The organism is Paenibacillus sp. YSY-4.3 (assembly GCF_054767475.1).
This window is the reverse complement of sequence record NZ_BAABMC010000004.1, coordinates 135,298-155,262: the sequence shown is the minus strand read 5'-3', so window position 1 is coordinate 155,262 and position 19,965 is coordinate 135,298. Positions and strand designations below refer to the sequence as shown.

Sequence of the window (19,965 nt, the reverse complement as noted above, 5' to 3'; positions counted from 1 at the left end):
TTACCCAATCATACATGCCGAATGTCCCAGCGTACCTTCTACGTCGTTGCCTTCCTTGCGCCAGTACTCAATGCCTCCGAGCATCTCTTTCACTTGGAAGCCGAGAGCGGATAAGCGTGCCGCGCCTTTGGTACCTCCGTTGCAAGCCGGCCCCCAGCAATAGACGACAATAAGTTGCTTTTTGGAGAAAGTGGCGGTCGTCTCCGCGCTGATCTGGTTAGAGGGGAGGTTAATCGCGCCCGGTACATGGCATTCTCCGTAGGCAAGTGCACTGCGAACGTCGATGAGCAGGAAGTCGGCGATGCCGTTCTTCATGTCATAGCACACGTCAGAAACATCCGTTTCCACGGACAGCTTGTTTACAAAATGGCGATGCGTATGCTCGGGAGAAGCTGCTGGTGTTTCGAGAACTAGAGAGCGAATGGTTGTCATTAGAATTACCTCCAAATAGGGATGTCGTTGTCTTGACACCACTATAGCACGGCCCCTTCTAATGGAGTTATCGATAGAATTCAATGGATACTATCAATAGTTTTGATAATTCATACCACCAAGGAGCTCGATAAATCCGACGAACGCATTCGATTTCCATTTTTTCTTCGGATAGATCAGTTGCGTGTAAAATTGGCATGCCGGACCGACGAAAGGAATACCGATCATTTGCCCATTCCGTATCTCTGCCGCTACCGCTATTCGCGGCAACAAAGCGATCCCCAGACCATTAATTACGCACTGCTTAATAGCCTCCAAATTGCCGAATTCGTAGGCGAGACGATAACTAATCCGGTTTCCCTTTAACATCCGAAGAAGCATCGCTCTATACGTGCAGCCGTCTTCCGTCAGAATCAAGGACTCACCTTCGAGATCCCCAACGCGAATTTCGTTTTGTCCCGCCAACCTATGATCCGGACAGACGATGATGTCCAAAGGTTCTTTCCTCAGAACATGGATATCGAGTTCCTCGTCCGCGAACGGCAGATCTAGAATGATTCCGAAGTCCAGTTCCCCTTCTTTGACCGCTTGGATGATCTCAGATTCGTTCCCCGGCTGAATCATGACATTAACTTCCGGGAAATTTCCTCGATACGCACCAAGATACGGTGGAAGGTAAAAAGCCGCCAACGTCTCGATCATTCCGATGGAGAGCGTCCCTTTGGATTGCCCGGACACAGCTTCTTTCGACTCTTCGTGAATTCTATGAATCTCGTTGGCGTATTGCAGAAGTGTCTCTCCAGCCAGCGTCAGCTTCATGTTCCGACCAAAGCGCTCAAGGAGAACCGCGTCATAAGACTCCTCAAGTCTCTGAATCTGCGTCGTGACGCTGGATTGAGCATATCCTAGAGCTTCCGCAGCGCGAGTATAGCTCCCCCGTTTCGCCACTTCGCGAAATGTCTTTAAGTAGGTGAGTTCCACAGGCTCCTCCTTTCAAATCCTCTGTAACGGCTAGTCGCAATAAGGGCCACCAATTGGCCCCTCGTCTCATTAATTATACTTGATTAGACCCCAGTAGACATAATCCCTACGAGTAAATGAATATCTCATCTAATTACTTTGATAGTGACGATATGTAAATTTCAATTTGATTATCTTCGTTTTCTAACGTTGATGTACGCTTTTGATAAAGCGTCCAGCTGGTAAGGAAAATGGTTAAGGACAATAAAGAAGGAGGTTTGGGGTACACCGTGAAATCCGCATGTCTCCTGATTGGGGAAGCAGGCCTGCAAAAGTCTTGGCACCCAACAATCGGGTTACCTCTATCATGCCTGGAGCCGAAACGAATGCCCTATGTACCTTTTTAGCGTTACTTTTCATGATTTAAGGGGATAATAGGGAAATCACAGTTAGAAGGGGCGTAGTAGTATGAAAGCAACAGATTTACTTGTTCAGTGCTTAGAAAATGAGGAGGTTGAGTATATTTTTGGCATCATGGGAAAGGAAACCCTTGACCTGATTGATTCATTGTCTAAGTCTAATAAAATTCAGTTCATCAATGTTCGTCATGAACAAGGAGCAGCTTTTATGGCAGATGTTTACGGTAGACTAACAAATAGGGTTGGTGTTTGCGTAGCAACTTTAGGACCTGGAGCGACAAATCTTTTGACGGGAATATCTAGTGCAAATCTGGACCATTCTCCGGTTGTAGCCATTACAGGACAAGCAAGCTTTGAAAGGCAGCATCAAGAATCTCATCAATATTTAGATATCGTTAAAATATTCGAACCTGCTACCAAGTGGAGCGTTCAAATTAAAGATTCGCAAACCATACCAAAAATCATTCGTAAGGCATTTAGATTAGCACAGATGGAAAAGCCAGGTGCTGTTTTAATTGAATTACCTGAGAACATCGCAGCACAAAAGCCTCCAGCACAACCATTACCAGTATTGCCTATTCCAAAAAGCATTCCTATTCCACAAGCTATAGAGGATGCTCGTACATTAATAAGCCAGAGCCAAAAGCCACTTGTCATCGTGGGCAACGGGGCGATCAGGCAAAAAGCGATGTCAGGGCTTCTGACTTTTGTAGAGAACCTACAATCACCTGTTATCCATAGTTTTATGGCAAAAGGAGTTTTACCAAAAAAACATCAGCTAAATTATTTTACATTTGGTTTTAAAAAGAAGGATGAAGTATTACCCATAATAGAGGAATCTGATTTATTAATTATCGTTGGTTTTGATTTTGTTGAAAGTCCGCCTAAGGATTGGAATAAAAGGATGAACCCCATTTTGCATATCGACACACTGCCTGCCGAAATGGATGAACATTACCCCGTGAAGGGAGAATTGGTTGGTGATTTAAATGAGGTTTTTCAGGAACTTAATAAACTGGATATACCATCTAAACCATGGGCTCCGATTGGAAATCTAAAGGAAAGGATTAAGACAGCTTATCAAATTGATTTAGATGTGAAAGAAAATCTATCACTTACTATAGAGAATATCTTAACGATTATTGAAAAGAATGCTACTGAAAAGACTATCGTGATTTCTGATGTAGGTGCCCACAAGTTGTCTATTGCCCGTACCTATCAATCAAAACAGGCAGGTCGACTCATCATCTCAAATGGATTTGCCTCAATGGGCATTGCGTTACCCGGTTCTATTGGTGCTAAATTAGCTTGCCACGATGCTCCAGTTATTTGTATTACCGGGGATGGAGGGGCTTTAATGAATATTTCCGAATTAGAGACGGCCAAACGACTTGGCCTGTCGTTTATCATCATTGTATTAAATGATTCAACGTTAAAATTAGAGGAACAAATGTTGCAAGAGAAATTCAATAATAGCTTTGGTACGGCATTTGGAAACCCTGACTTTGTGCAGCTTGCTGAAAGCTTTGGAATAAAAGGAATTAGGCCGAAACAATTGAATGAGTTTGAACAAGTATTGAACCATGCCTTAAAACAAAACAATGAAATTACACTGATAGATATTCAAATGGGAATGGACAATTTACCTATATGAATCATGAATTGGATGGAACAAGTCTTCCGCTGCATTTCTAACAACAGCAAAGTGTTCCACATTGTAATGACCATGAAGAGTTTCATTATGATGCTTAATAATCTGTTCTGACTGCACTGTCTATACAGTGTTGAGTTTTACACCCCATTATAACAACATGCTCAATTTTTTGAGATTTTAGGTGGTTCAGCAGTCCTGTTCCATGAAAAGAATTTGTTGCAGTTTTATCAAAAATCTTTGTATCCATAGGCACATTAATTTCTTTGTGAACCTGAAATCCTTTTCCTTTCCCTTCAGCAACATCCAAATCCCTTACAAAGACAACGGGTACACTGGATTTATTTGCTTTTTCAATAACTACATTGATATTCTTAATAAGTTGCTCTTTATTATAAACAGCACTTTCTTCTTGATTCCCATCAATTAACTCTTGTTGGGCATCAATAATTAACAATGTTTGATTCAAATGATTTCCCCCTTATTTAGACGTATTCCTCTTAATATTATTTACGCCAAGTCCATAATTCCTTCATGAAATTGGTCGCTGTACGCTTTCAATTTTAATACTCGTCTCCTAGCGCAAAATCAACGGCGGCCTCGGCATGAAGTCGTGTTGTATCATAAATCGGGATATTACAGTCTTCTTGGGAGATGAGCATGGTGATTTCCGTACATCCGAGAATAACCGCTTCCGCTCCCTTACGGATAAGACTGTCAATGATGTCTAGATATCTTTTCTTTGAATGTTCATTTATAATTCCAAGACAAAGCTCGTGATAAATGATGTCGTGAATGACCACTCTATCTGCTTCATCCGGGACAACAACCTCAAGTCCAAACTGATGGATCAGTCTACCCTTGTAAAATTCCTGCTCCATAGTAAAAGCGGTCCCTAACAAAGCCACCTTCTTTATTTTATCGCTAACAATTTTATTTGCTGTTGCATCTGCAATATGAAGTAAAGGAATCGATACCGAGTTCATCACTTCGGGTGCCATCTTGTGCATCGTATTCGTGCAGATGACTATGACATCGGCTCCGCCTGCTTCCAGTCTTTGTGCCGACTCAATTATGACCTTCGTAGCCTCTGTCCAATTCCCTTGATGCTGGAGGTCCTTGATTTCTTGAAAATCTACGGAATACAGCAGACTCTTTGCTGAGTGATGTCCACCCTTCCTTTCTTTTACCCTCTCATTGATGATTTGGTAATAGAGCATGGATGATTCCCAGCTCATGCCGCCTATAAGCCCTATTGTTTTCACTACCTACTCACCCCACCCGTTACTTTTGAGCATCCAGAACAAACATCGATGCATCCTGCCCCATAAATATTTTACTTCCATGATAAAAGGTTTTGGATTGAATACTTTTGTACCCGATTTTCGTCATCATGCCGGATAGCTCATCTTGATGGAATCCGTTATGAACGATATCTGAAACGATATTCTCATTTTTATTAAAATCTACAATTAGTAAATGTCCGCCTTCATTTAGAACATCAAATAATTTAGACAAAACGAATTCAACATCAGGAATATGGAGGAGAACCTGTGCCATAAAAATATAGTCAGCATGTAAATCCGACAGACCTTCTTGTTCAAAATCAAAGCACAAAGTATCTGCATTCCGAATATTACAATCCGAAATTTTCTGCTTTACTTGCAGAATCATGTTTTGTGAGGTATCCAGAAAAAGCATGGAATTAAACTCATTTAACAAGTCCATTCCGACAAGACCCGTTCCACACCCAAAATCAATAGCATTCTTACTTTTAGCGTCAACTACATATTCACGGATAGCATCAGATGATACCTTTGCGGTTTGAATTCTTTCAGGTGTATCATACACGTTAGCTATCATTTCAAACTTATCCGTATTGGCCATAAATAAATATCTCTCCGATCGATACCCTCATGATTTGTTATCCCTCATCAGTATATCAGTAAGTCGTGAGTTGTTGGTGCTATTAGTATTGTCCTAGAAGACCTTTCTTCATCGCTACTTTTTCGCAGAGATGAAACACAAAGAGCCCTGCAAATAGATATATCACCGAATTTAGGGTTAAGACTGCATAGTCGGCTAGTGGCAATTGTGTCAGCGTCAGATCCTCCATCATCACCGTTCTGACCATATTCACCCCTTTGACGAACGGGGCAAAGGCTAGAAACGGAGCTGCAGTTAGCGGAACAAAGACCAGCCCCATCAATACAAATTGAAAAATCTGCAGAAATGCCTGAATTTGTTTCACGATAACGGCCAGGCCAGCAATCATAAAGCTGACCCCCACCATACTTATCATTGTGATGATAATGATCGGGATCGTCGTCATAGGGTTAAGACTCAGCCACTGCCCAGAGGTAAGCATCGCAGCAAACAGCAGGATCACCATCACAACCGACTGTAACCCAAATTGCCCGATGATGCGTGTAAGCATGATTTTCCATACCCCCATAGGGGACATATATATTTGCTCCAACGTTCCGCGCGTGGCCTCGGTAATGATCGAATAACCAATGAAGTTCATCGTCATCATCGTTAAGCTCCAGAAGGCTACACTAACTATCGAATATTGCACATTCGCTTCAAAACTGGCAGGATCACCGATGAACATGATTCCAAAGAATGCCGCTAAGAAAATAATATAAAAAGTGAATATTAACGCAATGGTGTTCGGCAGATAACGTTTCAGTTCAATATATTCCTTGCGAAAATTAGCACTCAATAAGTGTAGCCATTTCATGGTTTTTCCCTCCCTTAACAATCTGAATAAACACTTGCTCAAAATCAATGGTTATACGATCAATACTCTCCACAATGGTTCCTTCCTCTTTGAGAAGATCAAATAACTCGTAGATGTCCTGACTATGTTCTAAATTAACTTCCACGATGCTCTCATGGGAGCTTGCTTTATATATACTTAAAGGGAATCGACCTCTCAGCTTATTCTCCTGTTCCAAGCTTAATTGCTCACCCAGCTTAATCGAATATGCTCTTGTTTCAAACAGCTTAAGCAAATTCTCCACCCTGTCGTCGATTACAACTTCACCTTTATTAATGATAATGGCCCGATCACACAGCTCCTGAACAACGGGCATATCATGTGAGCTAATGATAATCGTACGTTTTTCTTCCTTAACGATTGTTTTTAAAATTTCACGCAATTCATAACTAACTTCAACATCCAGCCCGAGAGTTGGCTCATCCAGCAAGATGACATCCGTATTAGCTAAAAGTGCTACCGCGATGGCCAACTTTTGTTGCATCCCTCGAGATAATCCATTGACCAGCTCATTCTCCTTTTCCTTCAGGTTGAATTGCTCTAATAATTTATCCGCTTGTTCGGCAACCTGCTTCCGAGAGTAACCGCGGGTACCTGCAAAGTATTCCAGGTTCTCCCGGACGGTAAGGCGCCAATATAAATTTCGGTTCCCCTCTAATACAGCACTAATATGCTCTAGAGCTTTAAGTCTCTTCTTACGAATATCCAGACCATTAATGGAGATCGAACCCGCATCCGATTCCAACAAACCACAGAGCATCTTTATCGTTGATGTCTTCCCAGCCCCATTGGGTCCTAATAAGCCGACAACCTCTCCACGGTTCACCGTGAAAGAAACATCCCGAACTGCATGAATCTTCTCTTTCGCTTTTCTTCGTCCATACACTTTATTGATGCCCCGTACTTCAATCATTTTGTCCACCTCATAACCATCCTTTCCCGAATGAAATAAAAAGGCGATGCCATTGATACCTTCATTTTATTTTTGTATCTTAGTTTCTTGAACTGGCTCCAGATGGAAATGGCCTCCGTCTGAGGATGGAGATTTTGGAGGTATACACTCGATATTACATAAAAAAACCAAGTTCCTGAGCATCAGGGCTTGGTTTTCTTGTTGTTACCTCAATAGTATTCCGTTAAACGAACCTGCCGCATCTCGTTTTTTGCGGTTACGGTGATTCGTTTTCTGCCGCGGCAACTTCGGGTGGCGCCATCAAGCCTTGGACAGCGCCAAGGAATGGGCGTATGGATTTGATCATGCCGTATCCCAACTTCACAACCGGGACAAATCGCTGGATCATGCCGAACAGCTTCATGCCGCTGCCCAGCGCACCGCCGAGCGCTCCCGCAGTAGCACCTGTGCCGCCTAGTCCCCCGAACAGCGAGCCTAAAATCGGCAGAAAGGCCGATACCTTGGCGTCCGGCTTGCGTGAGCGGGAACGCGCAGAAGGCTTGCGCCCACCGCTTCGCCGGCTGCCCGAGCGACTGCCCGAGGCATGAGAGCCGGCTCTGCGCTGCTTAGGCCGGGAGCCTTGCTTCCCGGATGAGGTGCGGGGCTGAGCTCCGGTGCTGGCCAGCGTCAAACCGCTGCTGTTGACGTCGGTAATGTAGCCAACGTAGGTCTTGCCACTGTGCAGGGTGATGCATACCGGCCGACCCTGCAACCGTTTGGCCCGTCCGAGCACCTCTTTGGATTGTGCCATGGAAGTTCACCTCGCTCACTGGTTATGGTTCATTGTACGCCAGGGGCGGGCTGCCTGCTTGTGCGAATGCAGGGTGTGGGCAAGCCCTCTTCGCTGTGCCTACGACGATCCCCGGGGCCGGCTGGTCGAGTGAACGCAAGGTACATGCCAAGCTTTAAAATTAATGCCTGATTTTCGGTTACGGCTGTTGTAAGCGCAAGGTATAATAAACTCATTCTTAAAAACGTAGGTGTATCCATTATGATCCTTAACGAGGAACGAAAAATCGAATATTATAAAGCCCTTATTGAGAAAAGATCTGACTATGAAGGCGTCTTCTACGTTGGTGTCAAATCCACAGGTGTGTTTTGCCGTCCAACTTGTCCTGCTAGGAAACCAAAGTACGAAAACTGCGAGTTCTACGAGACTGCGCAGCAGGCGCTTCTGGCTTCCTTCCGTCCCTGTCAGCGCTGCCGACCCTTGTCGCATCCGAATCAAGTCTCGGATGTCGTCCGTTTACTCGTTGAAGCCGTTGAGCAAAATCCGGAGAAACGTTGGAAGGGGTACGATTTTAAGACTTTATCCATTGATGAATCCACTGCCCGCCGTCAGTTCAAAAAGCGCTTTGGCATGACATTCGTTGAATACGCTCGGGCACGTCGAATGGGACTCGCTTTAAAGAGCATCCGATCGGGGGAGAAGATTATCGATACGCAATTAGCTTCAGGTTACGATTCCAGTAGCGGATTTAGAGATGCATTCTCTCGTATCATGGGGGCACCTCCTACGCTCCTGGATGTCAGCCGTATTCTTAAGGCAGCGTGGTTGGACACCCCGCTTGGCCCTATGATTGCCATATCGGACGAGATCGAGCTGTTTCTACTGGAATTCGTGGATCGTCGAGGATTAGAACGCGAGGTTGAACGACTAAGAAAAAGATGGAAAGCAGCTATAATTCCCGGCCAAACAAAACCCATTCAATCCATTGAACTAGAACTGACTCAATACTTCGAGGGTACGCTAACCGAGTTCAGGACCCCCCTCCATCTTATTGGATCACCTTTTCAACAGAGCGTATGGGAACAATTACGGCAGATTCCACCCGGGGAAACCCGTTCTTACGCCGCAATCGCGCTGGCGCTTGGCAAACCCACGGCATATCGTGCAGTAGCACAAGCGAACGGCGCTAACCAGCTGGCCATTGTCATACCCTGTCACCGTGTAATCAATACCGATGGTGAGCTCGGCGGGTACGGTGGCGGAGTTGCACGCAAAGAATGGCTGCTAAATCATGAGAGAAGTTGGAGGGAAACAAAGTGAGTACACAACTAGAACAAGCACATCAATACAAAAAGCCACTTCCCTTGAGAAGCGGCTTCTTGCGATAACATTCTAATAAAATATACCTGTCTAGGCCTACGCTCCCATGCCGTTTTCCGGGACAGAAACTGGCTTCACAAGCGCCTTCTTCTCCCAGGCCCGGCTTCTCCAGCGAAGCAGCATGATCATACCGCGCAGCCATTCATCTACCGTGAAAGCGATCCATACGCCAAGCAGCCCAAACCCGAAATGAATACCCAGCGCATAAGCAAGCGGCACCGCGACTCCCCACATAGAGAGTACACCCATTAAGACGGGAAAGCGTGCATCCCCTGCGGCACGTAGCGAATTGATGATGACCATATTGAATGTCCGGCCGGGTTCGAGAATGATGGAAAGCAGAAAAATACCCGCTCCAGCGGCAATGATCTCGGGGTCTTTCGTGAACATGCCAATGAGCTCATGCCGGAATATCGATGCCGCACCGACGATAGCTAACGTTAACATGAAGCTGATTCTCACGCTTCTCATCAGTCTCCGGTAGGCCTCTTTCATTTCCCCCGCACCAACCATTTGTCCGACAATGATTTCCGTACCTGCTCCGATCGCCAAAGCAAGCGCCATAAAATAGTTCGAGATGTTCATGACGTAAACATGCGTGTTCAACGCGGAAACACTGATCATATTGACGAAACTGATGATCATAAGGTACTGCGACTGCCAAGCAAGATGCTCGCCTGCAGCGGGCAAGCCGACGTGCAAAATCTGTTTCACGTAAGTGCCGTTCCAGACCACGTAATCTTTAGCACGAATCGGTGCAGGACTCCGGCGGTACAGAATAATAAACAGAACGATGATGCCGAGCAAACGGCTAACGACCGTGGATACGGCTGCTCCCGTCACACCCATCTCCGGAAAACCCAGGTTCCCGAAAATAAGCAGATAATTGCCTGTGACGTGAACGAGATTGACGCCCAGGGTTACAAACATCACGCTTTTGGTGTGTCCGCTCGAACGGATAACCGACGAAACCGCATAAGAGAGCGCCTCGATCCAGATGAAACCGCCGATGATCTTTAAATAATGACTGGCAATTCCGATTTGCTCGGGATTTAACTTCATCAAATGCAAAATGGGCTCCCCGTACAGAAAAAGGACCAGGCTGACGAGCACCCCGAAAATCAGGTTTAACGTAATGGCATTCGCCGAGATACGGCCTGCCTCTTTCTCCCGCCCGGCGCCGATATACTGGGCAACCGCAACGCTGGTGCCGATGCCAACAAAGCCGAACATTAGAATACAGAAATAAATAATTTCGTTGGCTAACCCTACTGCTCCGGTCACCTTATCGGAGATGCGGCTAAGCATAAATACGTCCACCGTACCCAGCATCATCCGCAGCACGGAGTCGATGAGAATAGGCCAAGTAACAGCAAAAAGACTAAGTTTTTTCCATGATGGAATACGATCTGTTAATGTCACGATTTACAAGCTCCTACCCTATTTTTTCTCTGTCGCTTTTCCTAGTGTAGTGCCCATAATCCAACAAGTCTATAATTAAATTTTCCAAATAAAATAGTTTCACTACCGTCAGGCTATACCTGCCGCCTTTAACAGACGAAGCAGCAGCTCCTTGCGCGGTTCCTGCGCCTTGCGAGCCATTGCAGCCAGCTTCTCCGCCTTGCCCCAGATCGGGTACAGTACCCGCTCGGCCTCGTCGTCTGATAGAGTCTCTATATGCTGCACGAATAACGACAGCTTGTCTTCGTTTTCCAGCTCCGGCTGAATCTTCAGCTTTAGCGAATCATGGGAACGCAGCAGACAGGCGATCAAGGTAGGAGTCGAGCCTTCCGTTATGCCATAGGTCTCGGCAAAAACAGCTGTGAACTTGTCATGCCCCAGCTGATGCTCATCATCCACAAGATCCATGTAAGCCTCAACAAGCGGAAAATACCGCTCGGATGAAAGCCCCAGCCCGAACACCGCATAACTGCCTGGCATGACGCTTTTTTCGTCTTCCGTATCTTCATACCATTCAAATTCTACCATCGCCTCCCGAGCGTATTCCTCCAATAACGGATACAGCTCGGAATAAGCCAGTGCATTCGCAAAAAAACGGTGCGTGTCCGATTTGGCTAGCCCCTTAATGGGCAAATACTCTCTCACGCTGGATTTTAGCTTAATTTTGTAGCTTTTCGGGAAGCCCTTTCGGAACAGAGAGAGAATAAATGAAATTACCCGCTCATACGCCCCGGCTTCTTCCTTGCGAATAACAATTGTGAAGATGGAAAAAACATCGTTAGCCTTGCATTCAACCAACTCATGCCGTATATGAACTTCGTCGTGCGAGTAGCTGTCGCTGCCCTCCTTCAGCATACGCGCGGCTTTCCCGCTGCCAAGTTGCTTCGCCAGCTCCAGAAAAGTCTGACCCCTAAATTTGCTGTAGTTCGGCTCATAACGAATAATCATTACCGCCCCGTACAAAAGAAGGTCAATAGGCTGATTTGGCTCATCCTTATTCTCAAGAACAGCATCCGGCTTGATCACATACTCATTAGTCCTGTATTCGGAGCGGGTGACGTCACAGTAACGCGGCAAGAATACATTCTCGGCCCAGCCGGTCAAAGCCCTAATGATATCTCCTCGGTGCTCCGCGAGAGCTTCAACCCGTTCCTTATTTAACTCCTGAATTCGGTCAAATACAGCTATCGTCTTTGCGGCTTCCGGGTACTCCCCATCGATTTCGAACTCTCAACCCTAGTCCTGCCCGGCCGATAATCCAGCAGGATAGAGTTAAAGATGCCTACTTGCAGCGTGGTACGCAAGACCACTTCCTCTACGTCAATTCGATTCTCCTGTTCATCAAACCATTTATGAATGGCCGTTTTCATCTCTTCCAGCGCTTCTAGCTGTAGTTCGTCCATTATCTTCCGCCTTTCCGCGTGTTTCATCTTTTCTCAACATAATCATGTGTCATGAGAGATATCCCAAATCTCCCGGCATAATCCTGCTACTCTGCCGTCTCATAGCGATTATTCTGTATCGCCTGCTCGATCCATCCCTCAATCTGATGCTGAGGCAGCAAGATGTTGCCTCCAAATGCATCACTCCTATGAAAGCCCCAATCTCCGTAGACTAGCATATGGTATCGATGATCCACTCGTTTAACGAGTCCCCATACGCCAAGGTCTCCCTGCGCGCCAGCACTGATAAATAGCCAATCCCGATAATTGAATATATAGGGCTCCCCGAACATCTCAAAATTTCGTTTTCATAATCAGACCATTCCATAACATCGTTTTCGAAGCCAACAATATCAAAAAGCTCACTATCCATCTTCACTCGCTCCGATAAACTATTGCATGTGCCGCAAACCAAGGCGATTGCCTCTTGCTCCAATGCAAGCTTTTTCTGATGGCATGGCATACAAGTCCCGCCTGTCTTTAAAGCAGTTGTAGGCAGAATGGTTGCAGAACAACCGGGGTTTTGGCAGGGCACACGTTCGCTCATCGAATCCTCTCCCATTTGTGTAAAATTCTCTATGTATGGATTTTGAGATCTATATCATATTCGTGAACTGATACCTAGACCCCTTTTTGAGGTATTACGAAACAAGGGTGCCGTATGATCTATGGAGCCAAAGCTAAAGGCACCCAAACCGGGTGCCTCCATCACTTTATTTCCGAACAACGGGAATCCACATTTCGCCGTAAACTTGACCGTCCCGCTGTCCCATTATAACTGTTGTATTCGGCCCGCCAACATAAGCGACATGATTTACTTCCGGCAGCACTTGACCAAAGGCTACCCCGGCAAGCATATTGCTCATCTCATCGGCGGTTTTCCCTTCCCCTTTTACAACCAGGTATTCCCCTTTAGGAAATTGGATCACTCTAGAACCTTCCGATGCGGGTGCCGATGCCTCCGTCATGACGCCGGCATAATACATCATCTTGTTATTCACCGCTTCATTAACGGCAAACACATAATCATTGGCGGCCATGGCTCTTAAAGTGTCCAGCCTTCCATCATTACTGACCGCCTGCCAAAAATCCGACTTTTCCTTGTTAATGCCGGCGTAGTCCGTATAATCGCTCTTAAGATCCGTTCCAAGACCAAACACGATAAAGCTCTCTTTTTCTTCCAACTGATAATTTGCCATATTCATTACCATCCTTCTTTTTTAAATTTTCTAGGATTTGCCTTCTGTGCTTGTTGGATATATCATAACTTTAAATCATGTCAAAAGATGAACCTGTTTAGGAGCCCCGATGAAAAAAGTTGAACGGATTAATACCATCATGCGGTATATCAATAACCGATCCCAATTTACAATTTCTGAAATCATGCGGGAATTTAACATCTCCCGTTCGACAGCTGCTCGGGATGTCCGAGAAATCGAGGCCCTAGGGATGCCGCTAGTCGCGGAGGTCGGGAGGGATGGGGGCTATTTTGTCATGCACAACTCTCTTCTGCCCGAGGTGCGTTTTACCGATAATGAGGTCAAAGCACTCTTTATCGCCTTTATGGCCACAAGAAATGCGCAGCTTCCCTACCTCAAGAGCCGTCAATCTTTAGCTGAAAAACTGCTCGGGCTCATCTCGACAAACCAACAGGACGACCTTGTTCTTTTAAATGAAATCCTGATTTTTGAAGGCACCAACCCGCATAATCCCGACCTGCTTGAGCTTTCAGACCTCCCCCATCCCATGTTAGAAAAGCTTATCCAGAACCTTCTTATGGACAGCTATTTATGGATCAGCATTGAAGAAGGGAAGGAAATCAAATCTTATCCCATTTATCTCTTGCAGCTTTACCATGAGAAAAGCCTATGGCTGATCGAAGGCGTTGACTTGCAGGAAGAGAAGAAGAAGATTTTTTCAGTCGATGAGCTCACCGAAGTCAAACCCTACTCACCGAAAACACGATTAAGCCGAAAAAAGATGTTGGATAAATTAAGCCGACAGAATGAAGAAATCAACCTTGTCCTTGAATTGGGCCCCCGTGCCGTTGCTCAGTATAAAAAATATCACCCATTAAAAGCTTCCATTTCTTATACGAACCCTTACCAAACCACCGCCCTGCTCAGGGCATTTATCCAAGTGAATAATTCTGAAGAATTGGCCGAAATGATAAATTGGCTTCTTTTCCTCGGTGAAGATCTTAAGGTCAGGGAGGCATCGGAAGAAATCCTGAAAGGTTTGCAAGTGAGGGTAGGTTGTCTTAAAGAACAGTTGAGCAGATAACAAAGAGCCGCTTGTATGCGGCTCTCTTACATTTCTTCTTAAACTATCTTGCGGCTCTTGGGACGCAGCGCCCACGAGGCGATACTTAATGCAGCATAAAAAAGCGGAAGGATGAAATGGAACCCATAATCACCATAATCGTTAGCAAATGCATGAGATAATGCCGCACCTGTCATAAGGAAGAAGATGCCGGCGTATGCCCATTCTTTAAGCTGGGGAAATGCTGGCACGATGATCGCAATAACCCCCAGCAGCTTCCAGGTGCCGAGGATGTACGTAATGTATAATGGGAAACCAATATTGGTCACTAGGTCTACATTCCCTCCATATCTCATGAGTTGCCCAATTCCACTTAATGTAATCGATATTACGAGCAGTAATGTGACTACCCAATAAGCAACTATTTTTCCTCGGGGCTGGATTCCTACTTTCGCCGTTGTTTCCGTACCAACGTTTGTACTCATTTTGTTGCCTCCTCATCTCAAAGTTTCATTCAACATTACTTATAGGTCTCATACTGCCTTTCACGTCTTTTTAGCATTCATTCTGTGCTTGTGGGTATATCATAGCCTTAAATCATGTCAAAAAATGAACCTGTTTAGGGTTCCAATGAAAAAAGTGGTGTGCTATTGAATAGCAGACCACTCTTACTTTTGGTATTTTACAATTTCAAAAATATCCATCTCTTTTAAATAGACTATCACAAATGTGATACTATTATTAAAAAACGAAATACAGAGGCAGAGGCTAACATTATGAATGGACTTGTGTTTGAAAATAGTGATTTCACTTCTGATCATGTGCGTTCTGTAAAAGCATTACATCTGAACAACTATCCAATTGTATATATATTATATAATGACAAAAAAAGACCGGCTGCATATATTGGCCAAACGGTACAAGCTTCCAGACGCTTGAAGAATCATATCGAAGATAAAAGGCGGAAGGTTTTGAACCGCTCTATAATGATTTGGCACGAGAAGTTTAATCAGTCAGCGACGTACAATATCGAGTCGAATCTCATTAACTATTTCATTGCCGACAACAACTATCAGCTGCAAAACGTGAGTCAGACTAGATCTAGGGTAATGCACAATTACTATCAGAAGTCCTTTTATAACGAAGATCTATTTCAGATGATTTGGGAGAAGCTTAGAGAAGAGAAAGTTGTGAGTGATACTCTGGAGAACCTTAGGAACAAGGACATTTATAAGTTATCTCCTTATAAGGAACTTTCACCTCAGCAGCTTGATATTAAAAATGAGATTCTGGACTTTTGTAAAGAACATATAAGTAAAGACGGGAATCATGTCATTGCCATTGAGGGGGATGCGGGTACGGGTAAAAGTGTCTTGCTAAGCTCCCTATTTAATACGATTCAGGATTTAGCTAAAGATGACAGCTCTCTTTTATATGGAACAGATAATTACTTGCTGGTTAATCACACGGAGATGCTGAAGACTTATAAAAGTATCGCCAACAGCCTGCCGAACTTGAAGAAAAAGAGCTTTATGAAGCCAACGCCATTTATTAACGATAAGACAAAGGCAGAAAAAAAGGCAGATATCGTATTAGTCGACGAAGCTCATTTGCTTTTGACAAAGGAAGATTCCTATAACAATTTCACCTATCAAAACCAACTGGACGAGATCATTAAGCGCAGTAAAATTTCCATTATCATCTTTGATGCAAAACAAGTATTGAAGATTAAAAGCTATTGGAATGATAGATTGCTAGAAGAAATCAAAAGTCAGTATCATGCAAAGACCCTAAAACTCACCGACCAGATGAGAATGAATGCAGACTCAGAAACTATTAAGTGGATTAACGAGTTTGTTGCCAAAAAGATTCTCCCCTTACCATCACAAGAGAGTTCCTGCTTCGAGCTTAAATTTTTTGAAGATTCCGAGACGTTTAAAGAGGCTATTGAACGCAAAAATAACGAATATGGTCTTTCTCGGATTGTCTCAACTTTCGACTACTTGCACAAAAAAGACGAAAGCACCTATATTGTGGATGAAGTAGGAATTAATATGCCTTGGAATAGCACCCGGGATAATGTGACATGGGCCGAAAACCCAGATTCGATTAGAGAAGTTGGATCCATTTATACCGTTCAAGGATTTGATCTGAATTATGTCGGCGTCGTCCTTGGTCCTTCTGTAAGTTATGATGAAACAAAAGACGAACTCGTCATTGATACTTCGGCATACAAAGATACAGGTGCATTCGTTTCGAGAACGGATTTGTCACCTGAGAAGACTCAGGAAGTTAAAGAAGAAATCATCTTGAATTCCATCAATGTCCTGATGAAACGAGGGATCTACGGGCTATATATTTATGCTACAGACCTAAAATTAAGACAGAGACTACTCGAGTTAAAAAGGAGAAACCATCATGAGCGATATTAAAAGCTTAATTGACGCCATCAATGAATTCAGGGACGAAAGAAATTGGAGACAGTATCACAACCCCAAGGATCTCGCCATCTCCATCTCCATAGAAGCAGCAGAACTACTGGAAGACTTTCAATGGATCAGCAGTGAAGAAGCACTCAAAGAAAATAATGAAAATATCCGTGAAGAAATTGCGGATGTCTTGATTTACTCATTCATGTTATGTTCAGATCTTGGGCTAGACGTTAAAGAGATTGTGGAAGAAAAGATTATAAAGAATGGGAGGAAGTATCCTGTTAGTAATAAATAGGGGACTCTCAGTGTAACATGGCCTGTATGTACTGGAATCAAGAAGAGCGCCCGCAACAGTGCAGGCGCTTTTTTTACATAGTCGTGCCACATGGCGTATAAAGTTATTTTTTCTTTACCGGTATCCAAATTTCCCCGGCATCATGCCCTGCCATTCCATAATACATTTCGAAACTAGGGCCTTCAACCTGCTCGTATCCGGATGTTGGAAACCACTCTGAATAAATTCGTTCCCATAGTTTTTGCAAATCACATTGCGGCTCCGGGAATATAGCCCATGTTAATGCCGGGACAGAAAGCTTTGTAAATCTCTCCGGAATTTCAAGCCCCTCTGGCAAATGATAACAGATCATGTATTTGAAAGTTTCTCCATTGTCATCATATAAGGCGGCGTGCAATAGGGAATCACCAAACCGTCCCAGTACTTCGTTCATTAGATCAACACTGCCATCCTCATCACATTGTTTACGGAACTCTGGAACTTCAGCAAATGCGGTCTGTCTGTCCGAATTGATAAGACCATAAACTCCAAACATCTCAAAAGGCCTTCTTTGTTCAATGCGGTAATTCATTTCGACATCTCCCTTTATTGAAATATGGAAGGACATTCGAGGATAGGCCTTTAGAGACACCCCTTTATCGCGCGCGGATATCGGTATGATCCCATGAAGATTCTTAAACGCCCGTGCAAACGCCTCTGGCGACTCATACCCATATTTCATAGCTACATCAATAACCTTGGCATCTGTTGTCTGCAGTTCAAAAGCTGCCAGAGTCAACCGCCGACGTCGAATGTACTCAGATAACGAGACTCCCGTAATAAACGGAAACATCCGTTGAAAATGATAAGTAGAACAACAGGCGATCTGCGCGATTTCACCATATGAGATATTGTCTGCCAGATTTGTTTCAATATATTCCATGGCGCTATTCATCCTGTCTAGCCAATCCATCGTTATCCCTCCCTTCAAGATCAATTTTAGGGCAGCTCAAAAATGAATGCCGTACATTTACTGCACGAAAAAGTCAGCATGCCGAGGCAGAGAATTTCACCTGGGCTGATGGGCGTACCCTGGAATTCATACCAGCTGCCTCGTAATTCCTTGACACTGGTGCTCTCCTTATCTGGGAATTCTGACATCATCAATTCATCTTAAGAACTTTCGACTCATAGGAGTTCAGTTCAGTTCAGTTCATTTTTTCAAGCTTTTCAAAAACACCATTAACCCATACTTGGTTATCCCATAGTTTTGGATCATGAAGTTTTCTATCAGCAGGATGTCCTGTTACAATAGTATCTACACCATCTTTGTTTCCAAAGTACAAATCAACCATTTTTAATGCCTTGTTTTCAGCTTGAACTAACATTTCGAGGGCCCTTACTGACCCTTGGTTCGAAAATGGTAAACTTACGTAGTAGACATTTCCATCAAGTTTCTTGAACTCTGCTTTACTGAATTCATTTTCTAAACCGAAAATCACACCGATTCCGCCCTTTAATTCCTGTCTTTGTTCTAACTCTAACATTTTATTGGTAAATTTGAGGAGATTCTCGTTGGATATATAATTTTTAAATGAAACTGCTTGTTGTTCTGCAATAGCTCCGGTATATAAATCCACAAAAGCCTCTCCAAATGCTACAACGGTTTCTTGATCATCATCACTAATTTGATTACCTTTAATGGTAAATTGTTGATTTGCTAGGTCTCTTAATATTTCCACTGCTGATTTCTCTGGTAGTTCAAAATTAACTTCTTCACCTGTTGGTATATTTTTTGAATCAGTAATTTGTTCTAATTCATCTGTCCCTATCCCCTTAATTTTAGGATTTGCTATCAATCCAATCGCAACTGCTGTCATAATGGCAATTGAGAAAGCAAGTACCCAGAACCTTGGTTTTCTATAATTCAAAACGTTTTTAATCCTTCCTTTTACATTTCCCTCACCAAAAGCAAGCGGGCTTCCATTCAAAATCTGTCTATCCGTAGCAAGTGATAACAATGATGATGCGTAAGATTTTTTAATATAAATATCAGAATTCATCTTTCTCAATACACGTTCATCACAGGAAAATTCCATATCCCTACTCATTAACATGAATGCTACCCATACAAGAGGATTAAACCAGTGCACGGACAATACCAAGAAGGCTGCTAGCTTAATGATATGATCATATCGTTTAATGTGAGTCTGTTCGTGTAGCAGGATGTAGCTGCGCTCCTCAGCCTGAAGTCCAACGGGCAAATAAATCTTTGGTCGTATCAAGCCAAGCACAAACGGTGTTTTCAAATTCTCAGCTTCGTAAATATTCTGCTCTATGAATTGTGCGTTTGTAAGCTGTTTCTTCAAGAGCAATACAGATACAAGGCTATAAATAAGCAATGCCATCATACATAGAACCCAAATATATGACCCAATATGTAAGTAATTCGGCAAATGATTCACACTATCACTGGCAGTCGGTGCCGGCAGTGTCCTGCCTACAAATGAATCGACCAGTTCTATTCCGCTATTAATCTGCGTACTTTGCTGATGCATACGATCTTGAGGGATTGGATTTGGACTTCTATCCCCACTCCTTGGCAACAGACTAAATACACTCTCAAATGTGAATGGAACAACAAGTCGGAAAGCTACCACGCCCCATAAAGCGTAAGAGATGACCTTCGGGGCTCTTTTAAGTAATAATCTGATTAATATCACAACAAGAATGACATAGCTTGCTGTAAGGCTCATATTTAAAACAGACAGAAACAGCTCGCTCATGA

Annotated in this window: 21 protein-coding genes and 1 pseudogene; 6 read left to right on the top strand and 16 right to left on the bottom strand. The window is 43.9% G+C overall.

What is annotated here, in order from left to right:
• Positions 1-432: a rhodanese-like domain-containing protein gene (locus tag ACYUJT_RS15120; RefSeq protein WP_460323615.1), complete on the bottom strand. Its 432-nt coding sequence runs from the start codon at positions 430-432 to the stop codon at positions 1-3.
• A 93-nt stretch (positions 433-525) separates the two neighbouring features.
• Entirely contained in the window at positions 526-1,413 is an 888-nt protein-coding gene (locus ACYUJT_RS15115; protein ID WP_460323613.1) for a LysR family transcriptional regulator, read from the bottom strand.
• 447 nt (positions 1,414-1,860) lie between these two features.
• On the opposite strand from ACYUJT_RS15115, the gene ACYUJT_RS15110 reads away from it, so the two are divergent.
• Positions 1,861-3,465, top strand: coding sequence for an acetolactate synthase large subunit (locus tag ACYUJT_RS15110; protein WP_460323611.1), 1,605 nt, complete (start codon positions 1,861-1,863; stop codon positions 3,463-3,465).
• Here ACYUJT_RS15110 and ACYUJT_RS15105 read toward each other — a convergent pair.
• The 6 genes and pseudogenes from ACYUJT_RS15105 to ACYUJT_RS15080 all read right to left on the bottom strand — a co-directional run bounded on the left by ACYUJT_RS15105 (position 3,454) and on the right by ACYUJT_RS15080 (position 7,947).
• Positions 3,454-3,931, bottom strand: a pseudogene (locus tag ACYUJT_RS15105) (isochorismatase family protein). The gene ACYUJT_RS15110 and the pseudogene ACYUJT_RS15105 overlap by 12 nt on opposite strands.
• Before the next feature lie 94 nt (positions 3,932-4,025).
• Entirely contained in the window at positions 4,026-4,727 is a 702-nt protein-coding gene (locus ACYUJT_RS15100) for an aspartate/glutamate racemase family protein (RefSeq protein WP_460323609.1), read from the bottom strand.
• A 19-nt stretch (positions 4,728-4,746) separates the two neighbouring features.
• Positions 4,747-5,349, bottom strand: coding sequence for a class I SAM-dependent methyltransferase (locus tag ACYUJT_RS15095; RefSeq protein ID WP_460323607.1), 603 nt, complete (start codon positions 5,347-5,349; stop codon positions 4,747-4,749).
• 82 nt (positions 5,350-5,431) lie between these two features.
• Complete coding sequence (locus ACYUJT_RS15090; RefSeq protein WP_460323605.1) at positions 5,432-6,205, bottom strand: ABC transporter permease; 774 nt, start codon at positions 6,203-6,205, stop codon at positions 5,432-5,434.
• Positions 6,177-7,166 carry an ABC transporter ATP-binding protein gene (locus ACYUJT_RS15085; RefSeq protein ID WP_460323603.1) on the bottom strand — a complete coding sequence of 330 codons (990 nt, stop codon included), beginning with the start codon at positions 7,164-7,166 and terminating at the stop codon, positions 6,177-6,179. Before ACYUJT_RS15085 ends, ACYUJT_RS15090 begins: the two co-directional genes overlap by 29 nt.
• Before the next feature lie 247 nt (positions 7,167-7,413).
• Complete coding sequence (locus tag ACYUJT_RS15080; protein WP_460323601.1) at positions 7,414-7,947, bottom strand: hypothetical protein; 534 nt, start codon at positions 7,945-7,947, stop codon at positions 7,414-7,416.
• On the opposite strand from ACYUJT_RS15080, the gene ACYUJT_RS15075 reads away from it, so the two are divergent.
• Together ACYUJT_RS15075 and ACYUJT_RS15070 are read left to right on the top strand one after the other, a co-directional pair.
• The gene (locus tag ACYUJT_RS15075) at positions 7,941-8,105 is read left to right on the top strand and encodes a hypothetical protein (RefSeq protein ID WP_460323599.1); all 165 of its coding nucleotides are present in this window, start codon (positions 7,941-7,943) and stop codon (positions 8,103-8,105) included. The genes ACYUJT_RS15080 and ACYUJT_RS15075 overlap by 7 nt on opposite strands.
• 82 nt (positions 8,106-8,187) lie before the next feature.
• A complete protein-coding gene (locus ACYUJT_RS15070) occupies positions 8,188-9,246 on the top strand; it encodes a bifunctional transcriptional activator/DNA repair enzyme AdaA (RefSeq protein WP_460323597.1) in 1,059 nt (352 codons plus the stop codon).
• Positions 9,247-9,342: 96 nt separating this feature from the next.
• On the opposite strand, the gene ACYUJT_RS15065 is transcribed toward ACYUJT_RS15070, so the two are convergent.
• From ACYUJT_RS15065 to ACYUJT_RS15045, 5 genes are all read right to left on the bottom strand, one after another.
• A complete protein-coding gene (locus ACYUJT_RS15065) occupies positions 9,343-10,728 on the bottom strand; it encodes an MATE family efflux transporter (RefSeq protein WP_460323595.1) in 1,386 nt (461 codons plus the stop codon).
• Positions 10,729-10,836: 108 nt separating this feature from the next.
• The gene (locus ACYUJT_RS15060; RefSeq protein ID WP_460324183.1) at positions 10,837-11,937 is read right to left on the bottom strand and encodes a DUF6138 family protein; all 1,101 of its coding nucleotides are present in this window, start codon (positions 11,935-11,937) and stop codon (positions 10,837-10,839) included.
• 14 nt (positions 11,938-11,951) lie between these two features.
• The gene (locus tag ACYUJT_RS15055; protein ID WP_460323593.1) at positions 11,952-12,170 is read right to left on the bottom strand and encodes a DUF6138 family protein; all 219 of its coding nucleotides are present in this window, start codon (positions 12,168-12,170) and stop codon (positions 11,952-11,954) included.
• Between the two features lie 211 nt (positions 12,171-12,381).
• Positions 12,382-12,756, bottom strand: a complete 375-nt coding sequence (locus ACYUJT_RS15050; RefSeq protein WP_460323591.1) for a hypothetical protein — start codon at positions 12,754-12,756, stop codon at positions 12,382-12,384.
• A 166-nt stretch (positions 12,757-12,922) separates the two neighbouring features.
• Entirely contained in the window at positions 12,923-13,408 is a 486-nt protein-coding gene (locus ACYUJT_RS15045) for a GyrI-like domain-containing protein (RefSeq protein WP_460323589.1), read from the bottom strand.
• Between the two features lie 109 nt (positions 13,409-13,517).
• Between ACYUJT_RS15045 and ACYUJT_RS15040 the strand changes: the two genes are divergently transcribed.
• The gene (locus tag ACYUJT_RS15040; protein WP_460323587.1) at positions 13,518-14,492 is read left to right on the top strand and encodes a helix-turn-helix transcriptional regulator; all 975 of its coding nucleotides are present in this window, start codon (positions 13,518-13,520) and stop codon (positions 14,490-14,492) included.
• 38 nt (positions 14,493-14,530) lie between these two features.
• On the opposite strand, the gene ACYUJT_RS15035 is transcribed toward ACYUJT_RS15040, so the two are convergent.
• The gene (locus tag ACYUJT_RS15035) at positions 14,531-14,956 is read right to left on the bottom strand and encodes a DoxX family protein (RefSeq protein WP_460323585.1); all 426 of its coding nucleotides are present in this window, start codon (positions 14,954-14,956) and stop codon (positions 14,531-14,533) included.
• 291 nt (positions 14,957-15,247) lie between these two features.
• On the opposite strand from ACYUJT_RS15035, the gene ACYUJT_RS15030 reads away from it, so the two are divergent.
• Positions 15,248-16,903: a DUF2075 domain-containing protein gene (locus ACYUJT_RS15030; RefSeq protein WP_460323583.1), complete on the top strand. Its 1,656-nt coding sequence runs from the start codon at positions 15,248-15,250 to the stop codon at positions 16,901-16,903.
• The gene (locus ACYUJT_RS15025; protein ID WP_460323581.1) at positions 16,890-17,198 is read left to right on the top strand and encodes a nucleotide pyrophosphohydrolase; all 309 of its coding nucleotides are present in this window, start codon (positions 16,890-16,892) and stop codon (positions 17,196-17,198) included. Before ACYUJT_RS15030 ends, ACYUJT_RS15025 begins: the two co-directional genes overlap by 14 nt.
• A gap of 103 nt (positions 17,199-17,301) precedes the next feature.
• Here the strand turns inward: ACYUJT_RS15025 and ACYUJT_RS15020 are convergent, their stop codons facing one another.
• Complete coding sequence (locus ACYUJT_RS15020) at positions 17,302-18,150, bottom strand: AraC family transcriptional regulator (protein ID WP_460323579.1); 849 nt, start codon at positions 18,148-18,150, stop codon at positions 17,302-17,304.
• 235 nt (positions 18,151-18,385) lie between these two features.
• On the bottom strand, positions 18,386-19,963 hold the full coding sequence (locus tag ACYUJT_RS15015) for a M56 family metallopeptidase (RefSeq protein ID WP_460323578.1): 1,578 nt from the start codon (positions 19,961-19,963) through the stop codon (positions 18,386-18,388).
• Positions 19,964-19,965: the final 2 nt, after the last annotated feature.